Genomic DNA, 19,263 nt, shown 5'->3' with positions numbered 1-19,263 from the left:
CGATGGACAAGCGGGGTGAAACCGGCCAGGAGTTCCGGCGAGCTGTCCTGCTCGCGGGCGGCGCGACCGCGATCCCGCGGTGGACGCTCGACCCGGCACCGGGCGTCGCCGAGCACTCCGCGACCCTCGATGACCTGGCCGAGCTACCGCAGTGCGAACACGCCCCGGGAAATGCTGACGTCCTCCTCCGGTCGGAATGAAGGGAGATCAAGATGTCGTCCTCATCGTCATTGCTGTTGGACGTGGAGCTGCAGCCCGGCAGGGTGCCGATGCTGCGAGCCGATGCCGGCGGCGACGGACCGGGCTGGGCGGCCGGGCACCGAGATGCGTTGCGTACCGTCGTCGCCGAGCACGGTGCGGTCCTGGTCCGCGGTCTCGGGCTCCGCGATGCGGCCGACGTCGTCGCTGTGTTCCGTGGGCTGGCCACCGCAGGCCTGATGACCGAGAGGGAGGCGTTCGCGGAGCGGCAGACCTACGCCGAGGGTGTGTACTCCTCGTCGAAGTGGCCCCCGAACCAGCCGATGTGCATGCACAACGAAGTGAGCTACCGGCTCGAGTTTCCCGGCCTGATGCTGTTCGCGTGCCTGTCCGCGCCCGCCGAGGGCGGGGCAACCGGTGTGGCGGACTCGACGGCCGTGCTCGACGCGCTGCCCGGTGACCTCGTCGAACGGCTCGAGCGGGAGGGCTGGATGCTCGTCCGCAACTACAACGAGGAGATCGGCGCGTCGGTCGCCGAGGCGTTCGGCGCCGAGGACCGTGGCGCGGTCGAGAGCTACTGCCGCGCCAATGCCATCGAGTTCGAGTGGCAACCCGATGGAGGGCTGCGCACCTGGCAGCGCCGCAGCGCGGTGGTGCGGCACCCGGTCACCGGTCGGCGCTGCTGGTTCAACCAGATCGCCTTTCTCAACGAGTGGACGCTCGACCCCGAGGTGCGCGAGTTCCTGGTCGACACCTACGGCGCCGAAGGGCTGCCGTTCACCACCCGCTTCGGCGGCGGCGACCCGATAGGCGTGGACGTCGTGCAGCTGATCAACGAGGTGTACGACGCCAAAACCATGCGGGAACCCTGGCAGGCGGGCGATCTGATGCTCGTCGACAACATCCGCAGCGCACACAGCAGGGAGCCCTTCACCGGACCGCGCGAAGTCCTCGTCGGGATGGCTGACCCGGTTCGCCTGGCCGACTGCTCGCCGACGGTCGAGGTCAACGTCGGATGACCACGTCGCTCATGCGACTGTTCGCAGTCATCTCCGGTGCCCGCGCGCTGGAGTGGCGCGAGCGACGGCACGGTTCCTGTTCGGCGGATCCACCGGCACGGTTGTCAGCGGCGCGACGAGCCGGCGCAGGGCGGGGAGCTGGGACTCGTCGGCTGCCGGGCGAAAGGAACAGAAAGGAACAGAAAGGAATCCTCCGAGATGATCACCCGGTTGCCGGACCTCGTCGCTAGGTCCGCCCAACGCGCCCCCGGCGCGCCCGCCCTGACCGCGCGGACGACCACGATCTCCTACGCGGATCTGTACGAGCGGACGGAGCGAGCGGCCGCCGGCCTGCGCGATCTCGGGCTCGATCGTGGTGAGCGCGTCGCGGTCTTTTTGGACAAGAGGATCGAGACCGTCGTGGCGCTGTTCGCCTGCTCGCGGGCCGGTGGCGTGTTCATCCCGGTGAATCCCGCGCTGCGGGCCAGGCAAGTGAGGCACATTCTCGATGACTGCGCCGTGCGGGTAATGGTGACGTCCACGGATCGGCTCCGGGCCCTGCGCGCCGAACTCGCCACCTGCAAGTCACTCTCCCACGTCCTCGTGTTGGGCGACTCGCCTGGTGACGACAAGGAAACCCCTTACCGCATGCGTTCCTGGTCAGAGGTCGCCGAGCGCACAAGCCAGGCGGCGTGTCCGCCAACGGGTGGCGTCGATACGGATATGGCCGCGATCCTCTACACATCGGGGAGCACCGGGGCCCCGAAGGGCGTCGTGCTGTCGCACCGGAACCTGGTCGTCGGCGCGGAGAGTGTCAGCACTTACCTGAACAACACGGCAGAAGACCGGATCCTGGCGGTTCTCCCGCTGAGCTTCGACGCCGGACTGAGCCAACTGACGACTGGCTTTTACGTTGGTGCCAACGTGGTGCTCGCCGACTACCTGCTGCCGGGAGATGTCGTCCGGCTGTGCGCGGAGCACCACATTAGCGGGATGGTCGGTGTACCGCCGCTGTGGATCCAGCTCGCGGCCCAGACGTGGCCATCCGAGGCCGTAGCCGGGATGCGCTACTTCGCGAACACTGGGGGGCGCCTCCCGCGCGTCACCCTGCAACGTCTGCGAGCGATCTTCCCGGCTGCGGCGCCGTACCTGATGTACGGCCTCACCGAGGCGTTCCGCTCCACCTACCTCGATCCCCGGGAGGTCGACCGGCGGCCGGATTCCATCGGCCAGGCTATCCCGAATGCGGAGATCCTCGTAGTCCGCGAGGACGGCGGCCTGTGTGGTCCGGGTGAGCCGGGTGAGCTGGTACACCGAGGTCCGCTCGTCGCCTTGGGTTATTGGAACGACGCGCAGCGGACGGCCGAGCGGTTCCGGCCGCCGCCGAACCGTCCAGTCGAGCTGTGTACGCCTGAGCTGGCGGTTTGGTCCGGCGATGTCGTCGTCCGCGACGAGGAGGGCTTCCTGTACTTCGTCGGACGGCGTGACGACATGATCAAGACATCGGGGTATCGGGTCAGTCCCCAAGAGATCGAGGAAGTGGCCTACGAGACCGGACTGATCCACGATGCCGTGGCGCTCGGCCTCGAGGACGAGGCGCTCGGCCACCGGGTCGTCCTCGTCGTGACCCCCCGCGATCCCGCCGGCTTCGATCCGGCCGCGGTGACCGCGCGCTTGCGGCAGGAACTGCCCGGCTACATGGTGCCCGCCGAGGTGATGGTCCGCAGCGACCTGCCCCAATCGCCGAACGGCAAGTTCGACCGGGCGGCCCTTCGCCACGAGCTCGCCGCTTCCCGCCCTCAGGAGCCCGCGTGACCACAGTCGCCCACGCACGCGCCACGATCAGCCCGTTCGCAATCTTGTGCCCCCGCTGGACTTGCTCGCACTTGATGTCTGCCTCCCGCGTGCCGGGATCGGCGAACTTGTGGCGGCGGCTCTTTCAGGCCGGCGCCCACCGGATGACGCCGGTCCTACAGCGTTTTCGGCCATCCGACACCGAGGGAGCTGTTGGGGTAGCTCGCAGGCCGCCGGGCCTGAATGACCGATGAGGAGAATGCATATGAGTCGCTCGCCAGAGATGTCGCAAGCGATTTTCGAGGACGTCAAGGCCGTCGTGGTGGCCACGCTGGCCATCGAGGACCAGGCCGATGACCTCGGTCCGGAGACGGGACTATACGGCAATCTTCCCGAGCTCAATTCGCTCACCGTCGTCAAGCTCATCGTCGCCCTGCGGAAACGGTTCGGGATCGAGATCGAGATCAACGAGATCGTCGGTGACATCTTCGACACGCTTGGGCGGCTCGCGGCCTTCGTGGAGTCCAAGGTGTACTGGGAGCCGCTCGGCGGAGTCAAGTGCTAGCGATGCGCCACGGCATGACGGCCGAGTAGCCCAGGAAGCCCAGTCCCTGTCCCCCTTCGGCCAGTCGCACGATGCGGGTCTCGGGCTTCCACCCCAGCCGCTCCAGTACGGCCTCGGATTGTGGCCGGAACACTGTTTCTCACTCACGAGTGCGTGGACGGGCGGCGGTGGAGGAGGTCGAACCGCGACCACATCGCCTCCGCAGCCTCGATCGACTCACTCGTCCGCGCCGGGTCGACCGCCGCCAGCTGCGCCACGATCGCCTGGACCAGCGCCATGCCCGCGGTCAGCGACGGGAAGAACGTGACGCCCTCCGCCGGCACCATCAGCACCCGCTCCACCGCGCCCGCCAGGTCGGGGCTGGCCGCGTCCGTCACGGCGAACACCCGCGCGCCGCGGCTCTTCGCCTCGCTCGCCGCCAGGACCGTGCTCTCGTACAGGCGCCAGAAGCTGATCGCCATCAGCACGTCGTCCGAAGTCAGCTTCGCCGTCTGGTTCGCGAGTTCCGCGTCGCCCGCCGTCACCGCGTGGACGTCGTAACCCGCGAGACGCGCGTTGTGCGCGAAGGCGATGCCGACCGCCGCGTAGCTGCCGTCGGCGATCACCAGCGTCCGGCGGGCCACGGCGATCGCGCGAGCGACCTCGCGGATCACCTCTTCGTCGAAGCGCCGGTTCAGCAGGGCGAGGCTGTCGAGGTCCCGGCGCAACGACGCCGAGCCCGGCGAGTCGACGCCGCGGTGCTCCTCGGCCACCTGCGGCGCGCTCAGCGACGACAGGTACCGCGCCCGCAGCTCCTGCTGCAACGCCGGCCAGCCGGCGAAGCCCAGCGCCTGCGCCGTGCGCGTCACCGTCGCGACGTTGACGCCGGCCAGTTGCGCCAGCTCGGCCGTCGAGCCGAACGACGCCCGCCTCGGCTGGGAGACCAGCACCTCCAGCACCGCGGCCGACTTCGGCCGCAGCCCCCGCTCGGGCAGTTGGTCCCGCAGCCACGCCTCGAAGCCGTCGTCGGTTTCCGCCACTTCGTCCCCCTCCCTCGATCGCGTAGACCGTAACGCAGGGATGTCGGCTGGAATTTGCAAAGAACATTGCAAAACCAAGAAAGTGCAGTATACGTTGTCCGCACTCCCCGGCGCCCGGACACGGAAGGCGTTCCCCCATGACCCTGCTGGCCCGACTGGATCGGCTCCCGCTGAGCCGGCCCCACTACAAACTGCTGCTCATCGGCGGGCTTGGCTACACCTTCGACGGCATGGACTCGGCGGTCGTCGCCTTCCTGCTGCCCAGCGCCAAGGCGGCGTGGGGCCTCGACAACGGCCAACTCGGCCTGATCGGCTCCGCGACGCCGTTCGGCTTCCTCTTCGGCGCGATCGCGGCCGGCCTGCTCGGCGACCGCATCGGCCGCAAGAAGGTCATGATGTACGCGCTGGCCTTCTACGCGCTGTTCTCCGTCATCGCGTCCTTCTCGCCCAACTACGAGATCTTCCTGGGCGCCCGGGTGCTGGCCGGGGCGGGCGCCGGGGCGGAAAGCGCCATCATCGCGCCGTTTTTGGCCGAGTTCGTGCCGGCCAAGCGGCGCGGCTGGTTCGTCGGCGCGCTCGCCGGGTTCTTCTCCTTCGGCTTCGTCGGGGCCGCGCTGATCGGCCGGTTCGTCGTGCCGTCGTTCGACGAGGGCTGGCGCATCGCGCAGCTCGTCACGGCGGTGCCGATCGTCATGCTGTTGTGGTGGCGGCGAGCCCTGCCCGAGTCGCCGCGGTTCCTGCTCGCCCAAGGACGGTCCGCCGAAGCCGAAAACGTCGTCGCCAAGCTGGAACGCGACGTCGAGAAGGCCACCGGCTCGACGCTCCCGCCGGTGCCCGCCGCCGACGCCCAGCCCGCCACCGAGACGCCGAAGGTCAACCTCTTCAGCGCGCTGAAGTTCCTGTGGAGCCCCGCGATGCTGCGCCGGACGGCGGTGATCTGGACCGTCTGGTTCGTGATCACCTTCTCCTACTACGGCTTCTTCTCGTGGATCCCGACGCTGCTCGTGGAACGCGGCATCACGGTGACGAAGAGCTTCGAGTTCTCGATCATCATCTACCTGGCCCAGGTGCCCGGGTACTTCTCCGCCGCGTGGCTGTCCGAGCGGCTCGACCGCAAGCACACCATCGCGCTGTACCTGGCCGGTTCGGCCGTGAGCGCGTTCTGGCTGAGCCAGACGAGCGCGCCGTGGTCGATCACGCTCGCCGGGGCGGTGCTGTCGTTCTTCCTCAACGGCACCTACGCCGGCGTGTACTCCTACACGCCCGAGGTGTTCCCGACCTGGATCCGCGCCAGCGGCACCGGCCTGTCCAGCGCATTCGGCCGGGTCGGCAGCATCCTCGCGCCGACGATCATCGGCCTGTCCTCGGCGAGCCTCGGGTTCGCCGGCGTCTTCGGCATGACCACGGCCGTCCTCGCGGCCGGGGTGCTCTGCGTGCTCGTCTTCGGCCTGTCCACCGCCGGCCGCTCGCTCGAAGAACTGACCGAACACGGCGCGCCGAAGGCCGCCGCGAAGGAGATGACGAAGTGACACTGTCCACTGTGGAGGAACAGGTGCGCGAAGCGATCGGCGTGCGGCTGTTCACGGTGCTCGCCTGGGTGCCGGAGCGCCGGGCGCTGCGGCGGGTGCACAGCAGCCACCCGGCGGAGTACCCGGTGGGTGGGGAGAAGACCGTCGAGGTCGCCACCGGCTGGCTCGACCGGTGCATCACCGCGCAGGAGCCGTACTTCGGGCCGGACCGTGCGGCGGTGCGGGAGATCTTCGCCGACCACGACCTGATCGAAAGGCTCGGCTGCGGCTCGATCATCAACGTGCCCGTGGTCGCCGATGGCCGGACGCTCGGGGTGCTCAACATCCTCGACGCGGAAGGCACCTACGACGAGGATGCGGTGGTGGTGGCCGAATCGCTCGCGCCGCTGGCCGTGTCCGCCCTGCTCGACCTCGAAAAGGAGAACCGGTGACCGGATCCCTGCTGCTGCGCAACGCCCGGCTGCTCGACCCGCTTTCCGGCGAATACACCGAAGGCGACCTGCGGTGCGCCGACGGCCGCATCGTCGAGGTGGGTCCGGGTCTGGCCGCGGCCGACGTGCCTGTTCTGGACCTGCGCGGCGCGGTCGTCTTGCCCGGGCTGGTCGACGCGCACGTGCACGTCACGGCCTCGACGGCGGACCTGGGCTCGCTGTCGTCGACGTCACCGTCCTATGTGGCCGCTCAGGCCGCGCGCACGATGAGCCGGATGCTCGATCGCGGGTTCACCACGGTCCGCGACGCGTCGGGTGCCGACTACGGCCTTGCGGACGCCCAGGCGGAGGGGCTGTTCCGCGGCCCCCGGCTGCTGTTCTGCGGCCGCGCGCTGAGCCAGACGGGCGGGCACGGCGACAGCCGCACCCGCGGCACGCACGCGAAGGACGACCACCCATGCTGCGCGGGCCTCGGCCGGGTGGCCGACGGCGTGGACGCGGTCCGCGCGGCCGCCCGCGACGAGCTGCGCAAGGGCGCCCACCACATCAAGGTGATGGCTTCGGGCGGCGTCGCGTCCCCGACCGACCGCATCGACTCGACGCAGTACTCGGCGGAAGAGCTGAGCGCGATCGTCGAGGAGGCCGAGGCGGCGAACCGCTACGTGGCCGCGCACGCGTACACCGCCCGCGCGGTGAACCGGGCGTTGGAACTGGGAGTGCGTTCGATCGAGCACGGCAACCTGCTCGACGATCGCAGTGTCGAGCTGTTCGTGTCCCGGGAGGCGTACCTGGTCCCGACGCTGGTGACGTACTGGGCGCTGAAGGAGGAGGGCCGCGAGCACGGGCTGCCGGAGTCGAGCTGGCGCAAGGTCGACGAGGTCTTGGGCGCGGGCATGGCGGCCCTGGAGCGCGCGGCTCGCGGTGGTGTGAAGCTGGTGTATGGAACGGATTTGCTGGGCGGGATGCACCGCCATCAGAACCACGAGTTCCGCCTGCGCGGAGAGGTCCAGTCCCCGCTGGAGGTGATCCGCTCGGCGACCTCGACGGCGGCGGAGTTGCTGAACCTGACGGGTGAGATCGGGACTTTGGCCGTGGGGGCGCATGCGGACCTGCTGGTGGTGGACGAAGATCCCCTGGCGGACATCGGAGTTTTGGCGGAGCCGAAGCACTTCCGCCACATCATCCAGGACGGTGAAGTGGTTTCCGGAACCTGACGCCGGGGCCCCTACGGGTGTGCTGTCAGGCAATTCACGCGCGGGCCACCGACTTTTCGGTGCTCACCCCTTAGACCGGGAAGTTGCGAGTACGTGGGGGGTGTTTCGGGGTGAATGGTGTCAGCGGTGGAACCCCGCCGCGCTCAACGAAGTCGCGGGCACGCTGCACCAGCGCATCCAGATTCTCACCTCACTCAGCCCGCCCGCAACCTGGCTGTGGACCTGGACGATCGGATCGGTGGTTTTCGGTTCCTGATTCGGGACCGGGACACGAAGTTCACGGCGGCGTTCGACGATGTGTTCCAAGGCGAGGCAACGCAGATCGTCATGACGCCGCCGCGTACGCCGAGGGCCAATTGCTATGCCGAACGGTTCGCACACCGTCCGCTCCGAATGCACAGACCGGCTCCTGATCTACAACCAGCGACACGCGCGAACCGTCCCGACGGAATACGTCGGCCACTACAACGGTCACCGGCCCCATCTCCGGCCGCTCGACGAGTTGGCCGTTGTCGAAGCGAGCGCCGGCGCGGACAACAGCGACGAGGTGGAGTGCGTCGACCGCGCGCCAGCGGGCCTGGGCGGACTCGATGAGTTTGAACTCGGGCCACCGGCCGTCTCGACCGCTGCCGCCTGGACGGCCCGGTCTCACTTCAGTGCTGGGCGAAGAACTTCGAACTGCGGGACGCCGGTGCGCCCGCCCATGTTGGTCCGCTACGACACCCCGACGGCGCTCGTAAGGGCGTCTGCTCCGCCTACCTGGCTGACGGCTCCGGCCGGGCTGGACGTTCCGGTCACCGTGCAGCCCTCCCCACTGGGATGACTACCCGCCCACAGTCATAAGGACCGCCGGCGGCTCCCTGGGTGTGCAGGGCGGGTAGTAATTTTCACCTGACGATCGATGGGAGCTGACGGAGTGGCACGTCTTCATGTCGGCTGCGCGATGTGGACCCACAAGGCGTGGCCGGGGCGGTTCCTGCCGCAGTCGCTGCCGGCCAAGGAGCGCCTGCGGGCCTACGCCGGCTGGTGCAACGCGGTCGAAGGCAACACCACCTTCTACGCGACTCCCGCCCGGGACACCGTCGCGACTTGGGCGCAGCAGACCGACCCCGGCTTCCGGTTCGTGGTCAAGCTGCCAAAGATCGTCACGCACGAGCGCCGGTTCGTCGGGGTCGAGGCCGAGATGCGGGCGTTCCTGGACTCGGTCGAACCCCTCGGCGAACGGGCGGTCCTGTGGACCCAGTTGCCCGGCTCGTTCGGCCCCTCGGACGTCGATGCCCTCGGCCGCTTCCTGCGCCGGCTCCCCGCCGACCGCCGGCGCGCCGTGGAGGTGCGTCACCCCGGGTTCTTCACCGATGTCGGCTCGACGTCGCTGCTGGAGGGGGCGCTCTCCGACGCGGACGCCGAGTGGGTGTCGTTCGACACCACGGTCTTCTTCCAGAGCCCGCCGACCAGCGAGGCCGCGCAGGACGCCTGGGCCAAGAAACCGCGGCTGCCGCGGCGGACGCGGGCACTGACCGACCAGCCGATCGTCCGCTACCTGGGCGGGGACTCGATCGAGGAGACGGTCGAAGGGTGGCGGCCGTGGACCGCGGTGGTCGCCGGCTGGCTGCGTGAGGGCCGGTCGCCGACGGTTTTCTTGCACACCCCCGACAACAACGACGCGCCGGCGCTCGCCCGCCGGTTCCACGACGACGTGCGAGCGCTGGTTCCCGGCCTCGACGCACTGCCCGAGCCGGAGCCGGTTGAGCCCGCGACCCTGTTCTGAGCGATGTCACGATCGAGCGGGACAGATCGAGCATCCCGTGGTCAAACGCTGCCGTTGGATGCTGTTGGCTGCCGTTCGATGCGGTTCCACGCGGGCCCGTGCCCCGGGTTTGCCCCAGACATAACCGCGTGAACAGGAACACCAAAGCCATCACGTGCTGCTACCGGCTCCCCGGTCGGCGCAGGTCCCAGGTCCTCGCCCGTGCGGCGCGGGAAACTCGACCAGCCCCGCACACAACCGTTGACCGAGAAACCCGGGCAGAAAGGCTCTTCGGCCAGATCCCTTGCAGGAGCAAACGACCGAGGTTGAACCCACTGAGCGAGGAGTCGATCACAAGATCCGTAGCTCGTATTCCGACGCCGAAAGGTGAGCGGTATGCCGTGGTCGCGACAGTGCCCGGCACGGTGATTGCTGTGGTCCATTCCGGACATGCCGGAGGACCAAGCGGAACCACTACCGCAGGCGGCCAGCAGTAGTCCCATCGGGTGACAAGCGATGGACGGCGGACTACCGTCCAACTGATACCCTAATGGGGTATTTGGAGGTGGCGGGGATGAGCGAGATCGGACACGCGCTCGCGTTGGCCGGGTCGATGACCTGGGAGATCCTGTGGGCGCTGATCCTCGGCTTCGCTCTATCCGCGGTAGTGCAGGCGGTGGTCCGCAAGTCCATGATCGTCCGCGTGATGGGTGATGACCGGCCCCGCACTCTCGCGGTGGCCTCGCTGCTGGGCGCGGCCTCGTCATCGTGCTCCTACGCCGCGGTCGCGTTGGCACGGTCGTTGTTTCGCAAGGGCGCGAACTTCACCGCCGCGATGGCCTTCGAGATCGGCTCCACTAACCTGGTTGTCGAGCTGGGCATCATCATGGCGCTGCTGATGGGCTGGCAGTTCACCGCCGCGGAGTTCGTCGGCGGCCCGATCATGATCGTGCTGCTCGCGGTCCTGTTCCGGCTTTTCGTCCGCAAGCGGCTGATCGCCAAGGCGCGTGAGCAGGCCCAGAAGGGGCTTGCCGGTTCGATGGAGGGCCACGCTGCGATGGACATGTCCGTCGGGGGCGATGGCTCGTTCTGGCGGCGGCTGCTCTCCCCGAAGGGCTTTACCTCGGTCTCGCACGTGTTCGTCATGGAGTGGGCCGCGATCCTGCGGGACCTGGTGATCGGGCTGCTGATCGCCGGCGCGGTCGGCGCCTGGGTGCCTGAATCCTGGTGGCGTGCGCTGTTCTTCACCGATCACCCGCTGGGCTCGGCTCTGTGGGGGCCGATCATCGGCCCGGTCGTGGCGATCCTGTCCTTCGTCTGCTCGATCGGCAACGTGCCGTTGGCCGCGGTGCTGTGGGACGGCGGGATCAGCTTCGGCGGCGTGGTCGCGTTCATCTTCGCCGACCTGCTGATCCTTCCGATCCTGAACATCTACCGGAAGTACTACGGCACTCGGATGACGCTGGCACTGCTCGGCACCTTCTACGCCGCGATGGTCGGTGCCGGCTATCTCGTCGAGCTGATCTTCGGCAGCACCGGTCTGATTCCCGCCCAGCGGTCCGCGACGGTGATGCGGGAAGGGATCTCGTGGAACTACACCACCTGGCTCGACATCGCCTTCCTGATCCTCGCTGCCGTGCTGCTTGTGCGGTTCTTCCGCACCGGCGGCAGGGCGATGCTGCGCATGATGGGCGGCGCACCGGACGCCATGGCTGACCACAGCCACTCCCCGCACCCGGACCGTGCACATCATGGATCGGGAGCGGAACGTCGGCCTGACGGGCACGACCAGGGTCATCAACCGCGCCACGACCACGGCTAACGGCACGGTTGACGCCGGTTTGTCGCCGAGGTCGCATCCGGCCTGATCACGGGGCGCCTTCGGTGCGTCAGCGTGGTCGCGGATCGACGGCTCGGAAGCACTCTGGGCGGCAGAGGTGAACTCCTCAAGGTAGGTGCTCAGGTGGGTTCGTGGCCGAGGAGCGTGGCGCGGCGGTAGTACTCGTAGAGGCCGTCGAAGACGGGGCCGGTGTGGCGGAGGATTTGCTGGTCGGTGCAGATCATCGACAGGCCACGGAGGGCGACGTCGAGGCCGGGCGCTTCGGGCGCGTCGTAGCGTTCGTCGTCGAGGTCGGCCTCGTGAATGATTTCGGCGATCCGCCACAGGACCGGGTCGTCGAGGTGGTAGTGGCGCAGGATGGTTTCGAAGCTGCAGTCGCCGTGATGGTGGGACAACTCGACGCCGCGCATGTCGAACGCGGTCGCGTCGTCCGGAACTTCCGCGGGGTCGGTCACGAAGACGAATTCGGCATCGGGATCGAGATGGCGCTGGATGAGCCAGGCGCAGGCGGCGCGGTCGATGTGGATGCTGGCACGGGTCGCCCACTTCACGAGGGCTGCTCCTTAGGGCTCTGGGCGGGGTGAACCAGGCTTTCGACCGCGGCCGTGGCCTGATCGCGCTCCGGCGGCGGGAAGTGATCACGGCGGTGGATCCGGCGTAGTTCCGTGCGTAGGCGACGCGCGGTCGACAACCGGACGGTCTCGTCCAGCCTTGCGGCGGCTTCGGCTTCGGTGAGGATCTTCGTGTATTCCGCGGCGCGTGCCGCGGCCATCGCGGCGGCGAGGTCGCGTCCGGTGGCGAGGGTGCCGGGTTGGGCGAGCCAGATCGCGGCGGTACCGCCTACGTCAAGGATTTCGTCGGCGATCCAGTCCAGGTGCTCGCGGGTGCGGGCGTCGGCGGGGAGGGCAACCAGTCCGTCGGAGATTTGGGCAACGCCGAGTCGCTTGAGTTTGCGCCAGATCGTGATGCGCGGCGTGGAAGGTTCACGGGGAAGGCGGTAGGACAGCAACACCCACGTGCCAGGAGCCGCCCCCTGGTTTGCGTACCCCACCAGCGCTCTCCATTCCCGCGTCCACCAAGGACCCGTCGTGTAACCGTGGTTACAAGGCTAGCAGCGGTACTGGATGGGACGACAAAGGCGATGGCGACTCGGTGCCTGACGACGAACCGGTGTCCTGGACAACGGGGAGGTCCAGGACACCAGCGGCGTGGTCGGTCAGTGCGGTGGTTGCAGGTTGGTGGCGTCGAGCGCGGGTCGAAGTGCCGTGGCCAGGGCAACGCCGTCGCCGGTGGCCCAGAAGTGGGCGAAGAACAGCCGTGGCTGGTCGGTGAGCATGTGGTTGTGAACCTCGACGAGTGCGATGCCGCCCGCGCTCAGAGCCTGGATCACCTTCTGCACTTCGGGTGCGGTCATGATGATGTCACCATTGATGGCGGCCTTCCCGCCGCCGAGGGGCTGGAAGTTGACGCCGGCGGTGGTCCCGAAGGTGGGGGGCAGGACGTGGCCGTCGGCGGTGATTGTGTCGGTGCGGGCGATGGTGAATTTGTAGATGCCGCCCTCGGCGCTTCCGGTGCGTCCCAGCGCTTTGTCGATGCCGGCTGTGTTCAAGTCGATCGGCGGTTGCTGGGCAGGCGATGGTGTGGCGGGTGGGATGGCGGTGGCGTCGAGCGCTGCTTTCAGCCCTTGGGCGAGCGGGATGGGGTCGTCGGCCATGGCGTCGATGTGGGTCCACCAGACCGGGGGAGTTTGTTCAAGCAGGTGTTTGTGCACGGCGGTCTGCGGGATGCCATGAGCCTGCAGGGCAGCGGTGACGTGGGGCAGTTCCGCCTCGGTGACCACCAGATCGCCCATCAGCATCACGCCGTCCGGATATCTGGCGAAAGCGGCGTAGCCGCCGAGCGCGAGCCCGGGCTTGATGGCCACACCACCGGTGGTGACATGCAGGTCGCTGCGGGGCAGCGAGACGCGGTAGACGGTGTTGCCGTCGCCGAAGGCTCCGGTGCGGCCCAGGGTGTCGGTAACGGGTGTCCAGTCGGTTTGCTTCGTGCGCAGGGGTTGGCGCTGCCCTTGATCGGTCCCGCCTCCGCCGGGTGCAGGAGTGGGACCGCCGGACGAGGTCAGCGCGGCCAGTGCCGCAACCGAGGCCACCGCCACGGCTGCGCGGCGGATTCCTGCCGTGGTGCAGGTGAACAGCATGTCCTCATCTCTCCTCGTCGTGAAACAGCACGGCGCCTTGCTGGTAACCGTGGTTGCACGACCATGGAAGGCGGTGAAGATGAAGCAGCGATGAAGGCGCCCACCGGACAAGCGAACGAGGGAAAACCGGGACAGGGGGTGCCATTCCGCTCACCACCGACTCGCGGCCATACAGGTCGCAGGCGACGAACGCGAGCCGGTCGGGGGTGTCGGGCCGAATCCCCTCCCTCAATTACTGTAACCATGGTTGCACTGTGGGGCGTTCCGCAACCTCGCGCGGGTCCGCGGTCAGATGGTGATGACGTTGACGGCGAGGGAGGCGACCACGGCGAGCGCGCGAATGTGGCGGAAGCGGGGCTGGTTGGACAACGAGCGCAGGTCGGCATAGAGGGTGAGGAAGACGTAGGTCAGGACCGGGGCGAGCCAGTCGTTGGCGGAAAATCCGGGCAGGCCGTCGCTGTTGAGTTGGGGCATGTTGGCTGAGATTCGCCAGAGGAACACCGAGACTCCGGCGAGGACGCCGATGGCCATCGTGTCGGGCCAGGCGCGGCGCGGGAGCCGCCACGCCGCCGCGATCAGTGCGAGAACACCGGTGATAGCGCCAGTCAATGCGATGTGTCCGGCGGAAAAGGTGTCCGCCGCCGCAGCGAGGATGGTGCTGGACATAACGCGGTCCCTTCGGGCGTCGTGCATGGCGCGTTTGAGTGGAGCCCAGACCTCCGGGGTCAGGTCATGCGTGGTCTGATCGATTAGCTGGGCCATACCGCCAGCGGGTGCGTGGAGTCGGAGCGATCAGGGGGACAAGGCGATGCGCGTGGTCGAACAGGGCGCGTTCGGCCAGGCGTGTGGGGGCCAGGGCGGCCAGCGCGGTGGCGGCCAGCAGCATGTACATCACCACGATCTGGTACCGGATCGCGGTAAGCGGGTCGACCGCGGCCAGGATGAGCCCGGTCATCGCGCCGGGCAGGCTGATCAGGCCGACGACCTTGGTGGAGTCGACGGCGGGCAGCAGCGCGGTGCGCAGGGCGGAGCGCTGGTGCGGCAGGAACGCCGCGCGGGCGGACAGCCCAAGGGACAGGCGGGCCTCGATCGCCGGCCGGGCGCTCTGGGCGTCTTCCCGCAACCGTCGCAGTGCCAGCCCCGTGGCCTGCATCGCCCCCGAGACGATCATGCCGCCGATCGGAACCACGACCCGTGATTCGCTGGAGGTCACCCCCAGGGCGACCAGCGTCCCGAGTGTGATCACACTGCCGGCGGCCACCCCGGCGGTGGCCGTGCCGCGCGCGTGCGGCAGCCCGGCCCCGCGGCGGCCGGCGACCTGCCCGGCGATGACGATCATCAGCGCCACCCACCCGAAGGCTCCCGGTAACCCGGCATGCTGGAACACCACGAGCAACACCGCGCCGACCGCGACGAGCTGGATCCCCGCACGCACAGCGGCGACGATCAAGTCCCGGGTCAGGCGCAGCCGCTGCCGGTAGGCGATCGCCGCCGCCACTGCGACCAGCACTAATGACGCCGCGACCTCACCCCAGTCGGGCACGGACAATCCGGTCGTCATCCGGCCTCCAGGTAGTCGACGTCCTCGGGCCGGCCGGCGGCGACGAGCTGCCCGGTATCGAGGACCAGCACCCGCTCGGCGATGCTGCGCACCACCGCGAGGTCATGGCTGACCAGCACCACGGTTCCGCCGTCGGCCACATGGCCGCGCGCGAGGCGGGCAACGAAGGACACCGTGACACCGTCGAGGGCCGAGGTCGGCTCGTCCAGCAACAGGATTTCCGGTTCCACGGCCAGCGCCCGCGCCAGGCATACGCGTTGTGCCTCGCCACCGGAGAGCACGTTGGTGCGCCGGTAGGCGAACCCAGCGGGCAACCCCACTCCGGCTAGTAAGTCAGCGACCTGGACGTCTGTGAGTTCAGGGCGGCCGACCCGTAGGTCGTCGGCGACCAGGTCGGTCAGCAGCACGCTGCCCTGGGCGACCAGACCAACGCGGCGCCGCAGCGCCAGCACATCCAGCCTGGTCAGGGGTATCCCGTCCAGCAGCACCCGCCCGCTGGTGGGCTCGGCAAGACGGGTGAGAGTCCGCAGCAGGGTGGACTTGCCCGAACCGCTTCTGCCCAGTATCGCGGTGCACCGCCCGGCCTCGATCCGGATCGAAATGCTATCCAGGACCTGAGTCGACCCGACGGTGAGGCTGACGTTGTCGAGCACAAACCCACGATCGGAACTCACTGCTGCACCGCCCTGTATTGGGCGAGGATCGACGCCGGCGCGGCCGGCAGGGTGAGCGTGAGCACGGCCCCACCGTCGGGATCGTTGCCGGCGTCCACCTGCCCACCGTTGCGGCGGGCCAGCGCGGCGACGATCGCCAGGCCGAGCCCCGTTCCCTCGCCACCAGCGCGGGCGGTGTCGGCGCGGGTGAAACGTTCGAGGGCGTGCGGCAGGAACGCGGGGTCGAACCCCGGCCCGTGGTCGCGCACCTCGATCGCCACCCACTCGGGTTGCCCCGACCCGGCGGGCCAGGCCTTGACGATGACTGGTGGGGCGCCATGGCTCATGGCGTTGTCCACGAGATTGCTCACGGCGCGCTCACAGTCCTCCTCGCTGGCCTGGATGCTCAGGTCGGGAGCGCAGTCGATGGCCAGGGGGTCGCCCTCCCCCAAGGGGCGGTAGCGAGTGGCGACACGCTCCAGCACCGGCCGCAACGCGGTGCTCGCCGCGCGCCGGGTGGCCTGGCCGGTGTCGGGTTGGTCGGTGCGGGCCAGCAGGAGCAGGTCCTGGGCCAGCCTGGACAACCGCTCGGTCTCCTCCAGCGCGGAGTGCATCGCGGCGGTCAGTTCGGCAGAGCTGCGGGGGCGACGCAGCGCCAGTTCGAGTTCGGTGGTGAGCATCCCCAGCGGCGTGCGCAGTTCGTGGCTGGCGTCGGCGACGAACTGTCGCTCGCGGCTCAGTGCCGCCTGCAGGCGGGCAAGCAGGTCGTTGAACGTGGTACCCAGCCGGGAAATCTCGTCGCGGGCACTAGGCACCGGTAGCCGTTGATCAGTGTCTTCCGCGGTGATCGCCGCGGCACGTGCTCGCATCCGCTCGACCGGCCGCAGCGCACCGGCTCCCAGCAGGTACGCACCGCCGGCTGCGGCGAGCAGTACCAGGGGGAAAGCGACCGCGAGTTCGGCCCGCAGGTCGGCCACCGCAGCATCACGCTCGGCCAGACTCGTCGCGGCCACCACGACCCGAGGCCCTGCGGGCCCGGCGGCGAGCCGGACCGGCCCGGCCAAGCCGCCTGCGGCGGGGTGATCCACAAAGACTGCGCCATTGCGGGCCGCTGCCAACTCGCCGGCGTTGAGCATCGATCCCGCGGATACCGGTGGAGAACTCGCGACCACCGCGCCGCTGGGGTCGAGAACTTGTTCGACAGTGTTGCGTCCGCCTATCGGGTTCGGTAGGGCTGCCGCCGCAGCCGACTGCAGGTCACCCAGCCGAGAGGTCAACGTCTCGTCGATCGATTCGTCCAGCACGGAGCGGGCGTGCGCCACGGTCGCCGCCGCCACCCCGAACAACACCAGCGCCATCATCACCGTGAACGCCGTGGTCAACCGCACCCGGATCGGCCATCGCCAAATCATCGAGGCTCCGCCCCCGCCGGCATCCCACCGTCGGCGCGCAGCCGATAACCGACGCCACGCACGGTCTCCAGCGACTGCATACCGAAACCCCGGTCGATCTTCTCCCGCAACGCTCGCACGTGGACATCGACCACATTGGACCGGGACTCGTAGGCGAAATCCCAGCAGTGCTCCAGCAGCACGTCCCGGGTCAAGACCGCGCCGGGATTACGCAAGAACGTCTCCAGCAGCGCGTACTCCTTGGCGGTCAGCACGATCTCGGTCTCGCCCCGCCAGCACCGCCGGCCAGCCGGATCCGCCCGCAAATCCCCCACGGCCAGTTCATTCGGCCGCGGCACCGGTCCCCGCCGGGTCAGGGCGCGTAGCCGGGCGAACAATTCCTCCACGTGAAACGGTTTGGTCAGATAGTCATCGGCGCCACCATCCAGACCGGTAATCCGATCCCGGAGCCCGTCGCGGGCGGTGAGCATCAGCACCGGCACCCATACCCGACCGCGCCGCAACCTGCGGCACACCTCGAACCCGGACAAACCCGGCAGCATCACATCCAAGATCACCACGTCGTAGACCTGACTCACCGCCGCGTCCAGCCCGTCGACACCCTGGCCGGCGACGTCCACGACATAGCCCTCCTCGGCCAGGCCCCGACGTAGCAGCCCCGCCATCTTCGGCTCGTCCTCCACCACTAAGACCCGCACTTCACATCACCTCCCACGGCAGTGTCGGGCGCCATCCGGGCGATCAGCGAGCCGTCTTCATCCGGCCTTCATCTACCACGCCTACACCAACACTATGCAACCACGGTTGCACCGCACTGGCGAAGGAGGCAACACATGAAACGCACTACCAAGCTCGGCCTCAGCGTCGCCGCCGGACTCCTCGCCCTCGGCGCGGGCGGCGTCGGCTTGGCATACGGCATGAACAGCGAAGGCAGCAACATCAGCGGCCCAGCCGCCGACCAGGCCCGCGCCGCCGCTACCCAAGCCGTACCCGGCGGCCGGGCCAGCAAGGTCGAAACCGGCGCCGATGAGGGCACCACCGGCTACGGCGTTACCGTCACCAAACCCGACGGCACCAACGTCGAGGTGCGGCTCGACCCCGGCTACCACGTACTCGGCATCCAACCCGCAGACCAAAACGACACCGACGGCGGGTGAGCCCGCGTCACATCGCGGCCGGCCCGAGCGTCGCACCTCCTGGCACCGACGCCCAGTGTGATCACTCGGGCGTCGGTGTCCACAGTAGATTTCTCGCACACGGCTTGGTTTCCGGAAGGCCACACCGATACTGTCGTCGACTGTCATTGCCTACACCGCCGCGCGCTCCGCGGTTCCCGCCGTGCTTCTCGTTCTGGCCGCCCGCGAACGCCGCGAAGTGGCGCTGACCGCCGTCGCCGCCGGCACGTGCGCCTGGTGGTCGCCTGGAACGCGATCCCGCGCGCCACCAACGCCGACCGGTTCTTGGCCCCCGAGGTCGAAACCCGGCTCATTGCCGACCTGCAGCGCCGATGGCACAAGGCCACCCGCAGTCCCTACCCGAAACGACCCCATCCCGTTGGGAACCACGAAAAAGAGGCCGCTCGTTCATCGAAGGCGTGGAGCAGGCTGCTCCAGAAACTCCCCAATGGGGACATCCCGACGAGACCGGAAACGATCACACAAGAGCACTTCACAACAACAAAATCCCCTCCGACCAGCTAAAACAGCCAGATCGAAAGGGATAATCAAAATGTGGAGCTAAGGGGACTCGAACCTCTGATCGTTCTCGATGTGCGGCTTCCGGATATGGATGGCCGGGATCTGTGTTTGGCGTTGCGTTCTGAAGACCGACATCGAACTACAGAGGTTGAATTGTCAGGATTTGATCACGGCGTGTCGGGCTGACATTGGCTGGTCGGGTGCTGTATCTGGTTCGGGTGCGTTATCCCGATGGTGGTGGGCTGACGGCCGAGGGCCGGGCCCGGCGTGAGGTGGTTCGGTTGCAGGCGGCGGAGATGCTGGCCCAGGAGGTTGCGGTGCCGGAGATCGCCAGACGGCTGCGGGTGTCGCAGAATGCGGTGTATGTGTGGCGGCGGCGCTGGCTGGCCGAGGGTGAGGCCGGGTTGG

General features: G+C 68.5%; 20 protein-coding genes and 1 pseudogene. 11 read left to right on the top strand and 10 right to left on the bottom strand.

Annotated elements, in window-relative coordinates; genetic code table 11:
• Positions 1-2: 2 nt before the first annotated feature.
• From A3CU_RS0108475 to A3CU_RS0108460, 4 genes are all read left to right on the top strand, one after another.
• On the top strand, positions 3-200 hold the full coding sequence (locus tag A3CU_RS0108475; protein WP_027941925.1) for a hypothetical protein: 198 nt from the start codon (positions 3-5) through the stop codon (positions 198-200).
• A gap of 12 nt (positions 201-212) precedes the next feature.
• Positions 213-1,217 carry a TauD/TfdA family dioxygenase gene (locus A3CU_RS0108470; protein WP_027941924.1) on the top strand — a complete coding sequence of 335 codons (1,005 nt, stop codon included), beginning with the start codon at positions 213-215 and terminating at the stop codon, positions 1,215-1,217.
• A gap of 198 nt (positions 1,218-1,415) precedes the next feature.
• Positions 1,416-3,011, top strand: a complete 1,596-nt coding sequence (locus tag A3CU_RS0108465; protein ID WP_027941923.1) for an acyl-CoA ligase (AMP-forming), exosortase A system-associated — start codon at positions 1,416-1,418, stop codon at positions 3,009-3,011.
• A gap of 244 nt (positions 3,012-3,255) precedes the next feature.
• Positions 3,256-3,555 (top strand): acyl carrier protein, encoded by a 300-nt coding sequence (locus tag A3CU_RS0108460; RefSeq protein ID WP_211246369.1) that lies wholly within the window; start codon positions 3,256-3,258, stop codon positions 3,553-3,555.
• A gap of 143 nt (positions 3,556-3,698) precedes the next feature.
• On the opposite strand, the gene A3CU_RS0108455 is transcribed toward A3CU_RS0108460, so the two are convergent.
• Positions 3,699-4,574 (bottom strand): MurR/RpiR family transcriptional regulator, encoded by an 876-nt coding sequence (locus A3CU_RS0108455; RefSeq protein WP_027941921.1) that lies wholly within the window; start codon positions 4,572-4,574, stop codon positions 3,699-3,701.
• Positions 4,575-4,711: 137 nt separating this feature from the next.
• Here A3CU_RS0108455 and A3CU_RS0108450 point away from each other — a divergent pair, with 137 nt between their 5' ends.
• Genes A3CU_RS0108450 through A3CU_RS0108440 form a run of 3 tightly spaced genes read left to right on the top strand, consistent with a single transcriptional unit; the run spans position 4,712 to position 7,748 of the window.
• On the top strand, positions 4,712-6,103 hold the full coding sequence (locus A3CU_RS0108450; RefSeq protein WP_027941920.1) for an MFS transporter: 1,392 nt from the start codon (positions 4,712-4,714) through the stop codon (positions 6,101-6,103).
• A complete protein-coding gene (locus A3CU_RS0108445; protein WP_027941919.1) occupies positions 6,100-6,534 on the top strand; it encodes a GAF domain-containing protein in 435 nt (144 codons plus the stop codon). The genes A3CU_RS0108450 and A3CU_RS0108445 overlap by 4 nt, the downstream gene beginning before the upstream one ends.
• Positions 6,531-7,748, top strand: coding sequence for a metal-dependent hydrolase family protein (locus A3CU_RS0108440; RefSeq protein ID WP_027941918.1), 1,218 nt, complete (start codon positions 6,531-6,533; stop codon positions 7,746-7,748). The genes A3CU_RS0108445 and A3CU_RS0108440 overlap by 4 nt, the downstream gene beginning before the upstream one ends.
• Positions 7,749-8,235: 487 nt before the next feature.
• On the opposite strand, the pseudogene A3CU_RS55565 reads toward A3CU_RS0108440, so the two are convergent.
• A pseudogene (locus A3CU_RS55565) lies at positions 8,236-8,379 on the bottom strand (IS256 family transposase); the annotation flags it as partial.
• Positions 8,380-8,691: 312 nt separating this feature from the next.
• Here A3CU_RS55565 and A3CU_RS0108425 point away from each other — a divergent pair.
• Positions 8,692-9,516: a DUF72 domain-containing protein gene (locus A3CU_RS0108425; protein WP_027941916.1), complete on the top strand. Its 825-nt coding sequence runs from the start codon at positions 8,692-8,694 to the stop codon at positions 9,514-9,516.
• 553 nt (positions 9,517-10,069) lie between these two features.
• On the top strand, positions 10,070-11,317 hold the full coding sequence (locus A3CU_RS43945; RefSeq protein ID WP_084143157.1) for a permease: 1,248 nt from the start codon (positions 10,070-10,072) through the stop codon (positions 11,315-11,317).
• 137 nt (positions 11,318-11,454) lie between these two features.
• Here A3CU_RS43945 and A3CU_RS0108415 read toward each other — a convergent pair whose 3' ends face one another.
• The 8 genes from A3CU_RS0108415 to A3CU_RS0108380 form a co-directional block, all read right to left on the bottom strand.
• Positions 11,455-11,886 (bottom strand): chromate resistance protein ChrB domain-containing protein, encoded by a 432-nt coding sequence (locus tag A3CU_RS0108415; protein WP_027941915.1) that lies wholly within the window; start codon positions 11,884-11,886, stop codon positions 11,455-11,457.
• A complete protein-coding gene (locus tag A3CU_RS43940; RefSeq protein ID WP_245616943.1) occupies positions 11,883-12,386 on the bottom strand; it encodes a Chromate resistance protein ChrB in 504 nt (167 codons plus the stop codon). Before A3CU_RS43940 ends, A3CU_RS0108415 begins: the two co-directional genes overlap by 4 nt.
• Positions 12,387-12,551: 165 nt before the next feature.
• The gene (locus tag A3CU_RS0108405; protein ID WP_245616941.1) at positions 12,552-13,643 is read right to left on the bottom strand and encodes a DUF1259 domain-containing protein; all 1,092 of its coding nucleotides are present in this window, start codon (positions 13,641-13,643) and stop codon (positions 12,552-12,554) included.
• 177 nt (positions 13,644-13,820) lie between these two features.
• Positions 13,821-14,198, bottom strand: a complete 378-nt coding sequence (locus A3CU_RS0108400) for a hypothetical protein (protein ID WP_027941913.1) — start codon at positions 14,196-14,198, stop codon at positions 13,821-13,823.
• A 64-nt stretch (positions 14,199-14,262) separates the two neighbouring features.
• Entirely contained in the window at positions 14,263-15,093 is an 831-nt protein-coding gene (locus A3CU_RS43935) for an ABC transporter permease (protein ID WP_052371558.1), read from the bottom strand.
• Complete coding sequence (locus tag A3CU_RS0108390) at positions 15,090-15,767, bottom strand: ABC transporter ATP-binding protein (protein WP_043840801.1); 678 nt, start codon at positions 15,765-15,767, stop codon at positions 15,090-15,092. The genes A3CU_RS43935 and A3CU_RS0108390 overlap by 4 nt, the downstream gene beginning before the upstream one ends.
• Positions 15,764-17,158 (bottom strand): sensor histidine kinase, encoded by a 1,395-nt coding sequence (locus tag A3CU_RS55095; protein ID WP_052371557.1) that lies wholly within the window; start codon positions 17,156-17,158, stop codon positions 15,764-15,766. Before A3CU_RS55095 ends, A3CU_RS0108390 begins: the two co-directional genes overlap by 4 nt.
• Entirely contained in the window at positions 17,155-17,856 is a 702-nt protein-coding gene (locus A3CU_RS0108380) for a response regulator transcription factor (protein ID WP_027941911.1), read from the bottom strand. The genes A3CU_RS55095 and A3CU_RS0108380 overlap by 4 nt, the downstream gene beginning before the upstream one ends.
• A gap of 135 nt (positions 17,857-17,991) precedes the next feature.
• Between A3CU_RS0108380 and A3CU_RS0108375 the strand changes: the two genes are divergently transcribed.
• On the top strand, positions 17,992-18,315 hold the full coding sequence (locus A3CU_RS0108375; protein WP_027941910.1) for a PepSY domain-containing protein: 324 nt from the start codon (positions 17,992-17,994) through the stop codon (positions 18,313-18,315).
• Between the two features lie 740 nt (positions 18,316-19,055).
• A partial coding sequence (locus A3CU_RS0108370; RefSeq protein ID WP_027941909.1) for a helix-turn-helix domain-containing protein occupies positions 19,056-19,263 on the top strand: 208 nt, incomplete at its 3' end.

This window comes from Amycolatopsis taiwanensis DSM 45107 (assembly GCF_000519205.1).
GTDB classification, from domain to species: domain Bacteria; phylum Actinomycetota; class Actinomycetes; order Mycobacteriales; family Pseudonocardiaceae; genus Amycolatopsis_E; species Amycolatopsis_E taiwanensis.
The sequence above is the reverse complement of the archived record's forward strand: the minus strand, read 5'-3'. Positions and strand labels throughout refer to the sequence as shown.